Raw genomic sequence first — 6465 nt, 5'->3', positions numbered from 1 at the left:
TTGTTCTTGCGTTTCCGACTCTATCAGACCGTTTCGCGATCCGATTTCCTCGGTGCTTTCCAGGTTCCCGCTTTCGCGTTTCCCTTTCCGGCGGTTCCGACTTTATCAGAGATTCTGAGTCGGAATTTCCGTCCCGCTCCGGGTGGTCCCTGGCACACGGTCGTGCCGGGTTCCCGTTCAGGCGGAGCCGTAAACGTACTGGAGCGGGGCGCCCCGATGCAAATCGAGGGGCCCCGCTCCGGAGTTGGCACGTGTGAGGGGGGTCAGACCTCGACGACGACCGGCAGGATCATCGGGCGGCGGCGGTAGTTGTCCGAGACCCACTTGCCCAGCGTGCGGCGGATGAGTTGCTGCATCTGGTGGGGCTCGACCACGCCGTCCTGGGCCGAGCGCTCCAGGACTTCCGTGACCTTCGGGATGACATCCGCGAAGGCGGAGTCGTCGATGCCCGAACCGCGCGCGTGGACGTGCGGGCCGGCGGTGATCTTGCCCGTACTCGAGTCGATCACCACGAAGACCGAGATGATGCCCTCGTCACCGAGGATCTTGCGGTCCTTGAGCGCCGGCTCGCCCACGTCACCGACCGAGAGGCCGTCGACGTACACGTAACCCGCCTGGACCTTGCCGGAGATCTTGGCCTTGCCCTCGATGAGGTCGACGACGATTCCGTCCTCGGCGATCACGATGCGGTCGTGCGGGACGCCGGTGAGGGCACCCAGCTCGGCGTTGGCGCGCAGGTGCCGCCATTCGCCGTGGACCGGCATCAGGTTCCGCGGCTTGCAGATGTTGTAGAAGTACAGCAGTTCGCCCGCGGAGGCATGGCCGGAGACGTGCACCTTGGCGTTGCCCTTGTGTACGACGTTGGCACCCCAGCGGGTGAGGCCGTTGATGACGCGGTAGACCGCGTTCTCGTTGCCCGGGATGAGCGACGAGGCCAGGATCACCGTGTCGCCCTGGACGATCCGGATCTGGTGGTCCCGGTTGGCCATCCTCGACAGGGCCGCCATCGGCTCGCCCTGCGAGCCCGTGCAGACGAGGACGATCTCGTGATCCGGGAGGTCGTCGAGCGTCTTGACGTCCACCACGAGGCCCGGCGGGACCTTCAGATAGCCCAGGTCGCGTGCGATGCCCATGTTGCGGACCATCGAGCGGCCGACGAAGGCGACCCGGCGGCCGTACTCGTGGGCCGCGTCCAGGATCTGCTGGATGCGGTGAACGTGGCTGGCGAAGCTCGCCACGATGATCCGCTTGCGGGCACTGGCGAAGACCGTGCGCAGCGCGTTAGAGATGTCGCGCTCGGGCGGGACGAAGCCCGGAACCTCGGCGTTCGTGGAGTCGGAGAGGAGAAGGTCGATGCCTTCCTCGCTCAGACGTGCGAACGCGTGCAGGTCAGTGAGGCGGTTGTCCAGCGGGAGCTGGTCCATCTTGAAGTCGCCGGTGTGGACGACCATGCCCGCGGGGGTGCGGATGGCGACCGCGAGGGCGTCCGGGATGGAGTGGTTGACCGCCACGAACTCACAGTCGAAGGGCCCGATGCGCTCGCGGTGGCCCTCCGCGACTTCGAGGGTGTACGGCCGGATGCGGTGCTCCTGGAGCTTCGCCTCGATGAGGGCGAGGGTCAGCTTGGAGCCGATCAGCGGGATGTCCGGCTTCTCGCGCAGGAGGAACGGGACAGCGCCGATGTGGTCCTCGTGCCCATGTGTGAGGACGATGCCCTCGATGTCGTCGAGGCGGTCCCTGATGGACGTGAAGTCCGGCAGGATCAGGTCGATTCCGGGCTGCTCCTCCTCGGGGAAGAGCACTCCGCAGTCGACGATCAGCAGTCGGCCGTCGTACTCGAAGACCGTCATGTTCCGGCCGATTTCGCCAAGGCCACCGAGCGGGGTGACCCGCAGGCCTCCCTGGGGGAGCTTCGGCGGCGGGCCAAGTTCAGGATGCGGATGACTCAAAAGACTCTCCTCACCACACGCGCCACGTACCTGGCAAGGCACGTGGCGCGCATGACGTTCGTGCAGTAGCAGTTGTCTGTGTGGGGTGCAGGCCCCTGGCCTGCGTTGTCGTGCATATTCAGTTGTGAAGTCCGTATTTAGAGTTCTACCCCGCCGGCAGCAAGATCGATCTTGAGCTGGGCGGTCTCCTCGGGCGACAGCTCGACCATCGGGGCGCGCAGCGGTCCGGCGGGCAGGCCCTGGAGGGCGAGCGCGGCCTTGGTCGTCATGACGCCCTGGGTGCGGAACATGCCGGTGAAGACGGGGAGCAGCTTCTGGTGGATCTCGGTGGCCTTCTGTACGTCGCCCGAGACGTACGCGTCCAGCATGGCGCGCAGCTCCGGGGTGACGACGTGGCCGACGACGGAGACGAAGCCGACCGCGCCCACGGAGAGCAGCGGCAGGTTCAGCATGTCGTCGCCGGAGTACCAGGCGAGTCCGGAGCGGGCGATGGCCCAGCTGGCTCGGCCGAGGTCTCCCTTGGCGTCCTTGTTCGCGACGATACGCGGGTGCTCGGCCAGCCGCACGAGGGTTTCGGTGCTGATCGGTACGCCGCTGCGGCCGGGGATGTCGTACAGCATCACCGGCAGCTCGGTCGCGTCGGCGATGGCCGAGAAGTGACGGTACAGGCCCTCCTGTGGGGGCTTGTTGTAGTACGGCGTCACGGTCAGCAGGCCGTGCGCGCCGGCCTTCTCGGCGGCGCGGGCCAGCTCGATGCTGTGGTGGGTGTCGTTCGTGCCGACGCCCGCGACGATGTGGGCGCGGTCGCCGACCGCCTCGAGTACGGCTCGTACGAGATCCGATTTCTCCACGTCACTGGTGGTCGGTGACTCACCGGTGGTGCCGTTGATGATCAGGCCGTCGTTGCCTGCGTCCACCAGGTGGGTGGCGAGCCGCTGTGCGCCGTCGAGGTCGAGTGCGCCGTCCGCCGTGAAGGGCGTGACCATGGCGGTGAGGACCCGCCCGAAGGGGGTCTGCGGAGTGGAGGTCGGAGCCATGGGTAACACGCTACTCGCTGCTCAAGGCGCGGTCTGCCCTCGGGGGACACGACAAAGCGCGACAAATGCGGAGCCCGGCACTGCCTGCTCGGGGGTTCAAGCAGTGCCGGGTCCGTTTGATCAGGCTAGATGAACTTCTCGAAATGCCGCAATACGGACACCTCGCTCGGTTGATCCGCACATCTGTGCCGAACGGCGCGCGGGAGCGCGTTACGGCGCCACGCGCCCGTTGGCATTGAAGGCCGCGTAGGTCAGCGGCATGAGCTTGGCCCACTCCGCCTCCATCTTCTCGCCGACCATCTCGATCTCCCGCTGCGGGAAGGACGGGACCTTCGCCAGCTCGTGCTGGGTGCGCAGACCGAGGAAGTGCATCAGGGAGCGTGCGTTGCAGGTGGCGTACATCGAGGAGAAGAGGCCGACGGGGAGGACGGCGCGGGCCACCTCGCGGGCAACGCCGGCGGCCAGCATCTCCTGGTACGCCTCGTACGCCTGTCGGTAGGAGTCCTCCATCACACGGCCCGTGAGCTCCTGCTGCGCCTGGGTTCCCTCGACGAAGACGTACTTGCCGGGGCGGCCCTCCTGGACCAGCTTGCGGGACTCGTCCGGGACGTAGAAGACCGGCTCGAGCTCCCTGTACCTGCCCGACTCCTCGTTGTACGACCACCCCACTCGGTGCCGCATGAACTCGCGGAAGACGAAGATCGGGGCACTGATGAAGAAGGTCATCGAGTTGTGCTCGAAGGGGCTGCCGTGCCGGTCCCGCATCAGGTAGTTCAGCAGGCCCTTGGAGCGCTCCGGGTCCTTCTGGAGCTCGTCGAGGGACTGCTCACCGAGGGTGGAGACGCGGGCGGCGAACAGCACGTCCGAGTCGGACGCGGTGTGCTTGACCAGCTCGACGGTGACATCGCTGCGGAAACTGGGCTTGAGGTCGTCGGCGGGGGTGTCGGTCACGGTGCGGAGGGTCCTTCCCATCACATCTCTCGGGCGGCGCCCACTCTACGGGCCGCCACTGACAACGGGGCGTTCGGTGCCGTGCCGCGACATTCGTCGGCGAACTTCAGCGAATTCGGTGATTCCGGGCACCTCTTGGGGCATCCGCTCGTCTGTATTGGTGACAGTGACCCGTTCGAGCCTCCAGAGGAGAAGCAACCCCCATGTTCCGTCGGCGCGAGCCCGTACCGTTCGCCTTCGTCGCAGAAGCCGACCAGTTCCGCAGCAACGTCACTCCCCCGCCCCGCCGACGCTCGTCGGCCGGCGAGATATTCGGCCGCTGGCTCGTGGGGCTCACCGTGGTCGCCGGGCTGGTGGGCGCACTGATCATCGGGATGCCGTCCCTGTCGCTCGACCAGACGTCCGCGACGACCCAGCATTCCGAAGCCTCCAACGGCCGCTGACTCTCCCGATCGCTGCCCAAATGGCGTGGGGCACCCCCATGGCCCCCCAAGGGTGGTGAGCGGGGACCCCGCTCGATAGCCTCACCGGGCACAGCCCATGCGTGGATTGAGTGAGGATCAGTCGTGCCCCTGCCCTTCCTGACGGCGGACCGTGACTTCGACGAGGTGGCGGACGAACTCGCCCTGCCCTTCGACGACCGCGGCCGCTGGCGGCGCCCCTACCGGCCCGGGCCGTGGCGGGTGGCCCTCGCCGCGCTCGTCCTGCTGCTCGCCTCCTACGTGCTCGTCGCGGCCGTGCTCGTCGCGCTCACGGGGAGCCGCTCCGCCGCCCTGCTCTGCTTCGGTGGCTCCGTGCTCGTCATCCTGAGCGCGCTGCGGCTGCTGCGGATGGGCGTCTGGGTGAGTGCGCGGGGGCTGCGCCGCGTGGGCTTCCTGAACACGAGTACGGCGCCCTGGGAGCAGGTCGTCGCTGTACGCACCGTCCAGCAGCCGGTGCGCTGGCTCGGGCTGCCGCGCACCGTGCAGGGACAGGCGCTGGTTCTCGTACGCAAGGGTCGTGCGGCGGACAGCGTGCCGCCGCTGCTCACCTCGCACAACTCCGACTTCCTGGCGCGCACGGAGGCCTTCGACCGGGCGGCGGACGCCGTCGAGGTGTGGGCCGACGAGTACCGGCGGGGATGAACTGGCCCTCAGCGGTCGTAGCAGGGCGTCATAGCAGGGGCGTCGTAGCAGGGCGAAGGGGCCGGTCCGCACTCCGCGGGCCGGCCCCTTCGACGTCCTTCTCGCCGTGCCGCCGGTCGCACCTGCCGCACTTCTCGTGTGCGCCGTGGCTCTCAGGCCTCGGCGGGGGACCTGCCCTCGCGCAGGGCGATCGCCCGCTGCATCGCCTTGCGGGCGCGCGGGGTGTCACGGGCGTCGTGGTAGGCGACCGCGAGGCGGAACCAGCTGCGCCAGTCGTCCGGGGCGTCCTCGGTCTCGGCCTTGCGCCTGGCGAAGACCTCGTCGGCCGAGTCACGGTCGATACGGCCGCCCGGGGTGCGCTTCAACTCGTCCACGGGCAGGCCGCCCTCGGCGTCGAGCTCGGCGGCGAGCCGGTTGGCCTTGCGGACGAACTGGGTGTTCTTCCACAGGAACCAGATGCCGATGACCGGCAGGATCAGCACCGCGACACCGAAGGTGACGGTGATCAGGGTGCCGTTCCGGATGAGCAGCACGCCTCGGCTGCCGACCAGGACGAAATAGACGACCAGGACGGCTGCCGTGACGGCGTAGGTGATCTTCGCACGCATGTCTGCCGGCTATCTGTTGTGCGTCCCTCGGCTCAGCCGAGGTCCAGGAAGTGTTCCAGGCCGAAGGTGAGGCCCGGGGTGGTCACCACGCGGCGGACGCCGAGCAGGATGCCCGGCATGAAGCTGCTGTGGTGGAGGGAGTCGTGGCGGATGGTGAGGGTCTCGCCCTCGCCGCCGAGCAGGACCTCCTGGTGGGCCAGGAGCCCGCGCAGGCGGACCGCGTGCACCGGGACGCCGTCGACGTTCGCGCCGCGGGCGCCGTCCAGGGCGGTCGCCGTCGCGTCGGGCTGCGGGGCGCTGCCCGCGCGCTCCCGGGCCGCGGCGATGAGCTGGGCGGTGCGCGTGGCGGTGCCGCTGGGGGCGTCCACCTTGTTCGGGTGGTGCAGCTCGACGACCTCGACGGACTCGAAGTACGGCGCGGCGACCTCGGCGAACTTCATGGTCAGTACGGCCCCGATGGAGAAGTTGGGCGCGATGAGCACGCCGGTCTCCGGGGACTCGGCCAGCGAGGCGTTGAGCTGCGCGAGCCGCTCGTCGGTCCAGCCGGTGGTGCCGACCACGGCGTGGATGCCGTGCCGGACGCAGAAGTCGAGGTTGCCCATCACCGAGGCCGGGGTGGTCAGTTCGACCACGACCTGCGTGCCGGTGGCGACCAGCGCCTCCAGCTCGTCGCCGCGGCCCAGCGCGGCCACCAGTTCCAGGTCCTCGGCGGCCTCGACGGCTCGTACCGCCTCGGCCCCGATCCGGCCCTTGGCACCGAGGACCGCCACGCGCAGCTTGCTCATTGCTTCGTTCC

General features: G+C 68.6%; 7 protein-coding genes. 2 read left to right on the top strand and 5 right to left on the bottom strand.

Going from position 1 to position 6465, the window contains the following annotated elements; genetic code table 11:
- Positions 1-263 precede the first annotated feature (263 nt).
- From ACIQTP_RS22170 to thyX, 3 genes are all read right to left on the bottom strand, one after another.
- Positions 264-1949: a ribonuclease J gene (locus ACIQTP_RS22170; protein ID WP_099943632.1), complete on the bottom strand. Its 1686-nt coding sequence runs from the start codon at positions 1947-1949 to the stop codon at positions 264-266.
- 137 nt (positions 1950-2086) lie between these two features.
- Positions 2087-2986: a 4-hydroxy-tetrahydrodipicolinate synthase gene (gene dapA, locus ACIQTP_RS22165; protein ID WP_067371314.1), complete on the bottom strand. Its 900-nt coding sequence runs from the start codon at positions 2984-2986 to the stop codon at positions 2087-2089.
- Between the two features lie 210 nt (positions 2987-3196).
- Complete coding sequence (thyX, locus tag ACIQTP_RS22160; RefSeq protein ID WP_067371413.1) at positions 3197-3937, bottom strand: FAD-dependent thymidylate synthase; 741 nt, start codon at positions 3935-3937, stop codon at positions 3197-3199.
- 203 nt (positions 3938-4140) lie between these two features.
- Between thyX and ACIQTP_RS22155 the strand changes: the two genes are divergently transcribed.
- Both ACIQTP_RS22155 and ACIQTP_RS22150 read left to right on the top strand, forming a co-directional pair.
- On the top strand, positions 4141-4380 hold the full coding sequence (locus tag ACIQTP_RS22155; protein ID WP_403402002.1) for a hypothetical protein: 240 nt from the start codon (positions 4141-4143) through the stop codon (positions 4378-4380).
- Between the two features lie 123 nt (positions 4381-4503).
- On the top strand, positions 4504-5061 hold the full coding sequence (locus ACIQTP_RS22150; protein WP_403402000.1) for a hypothetical protein: 558 nt from the start codon (positions 4504-4506) through the stop codon (positions 5059-5061).
- A gap of 152 nt (positions 5062-5213) precedes the next feature.
- Here ACIQTP_RS22150 and ACIQTP_RS22145 read toward each other — a convergent pair whose 3' ends face one another.
- Together ACIQTP_RS22145 and dapB are read right to left on the bottom strand one after the other, a co-directional pair.
- Positions 5214-5669: a hypothetical protein gene (locus ACIQTP_RS22145; protein WP_403401998.1), complete on the bottom strand. Its 456-nt coding sequence runs from the start codon at positions 5667-5669 to the stop codon at positions 5214-5216.
- Positions 5670-5701: 32 nt separating this feature from the next.
- Complete coding sequence (gene dapB, locus ACIQTP_RS22140) at positions 5702-6454, bottom strand: 4-hydroxy-tetrahydrodipicolinate reductase (RefSeq protein WP_403401997.1); 753 nt, start codon at positions 6452-6454, stop codon at positions 5702-5704.
- Positions 6455-6465: the final 11 nt, after the last annotated feature.

It is taken from the genome of Streptomyces sp. NPDC090798 (assembly GCF_044768965.1).
In the GTDB taxonomy this organism is placed as follows: domain Bacteria; phylum Actinomycetota; class Actinomycetes; order Streptomycetales; family Streptomycetaceae; genus Streptomyces.
Note: the sequence above shows the minus strand (reverse complement) of the source record. Positions and strands in the feature narration are given on the sequence as shown.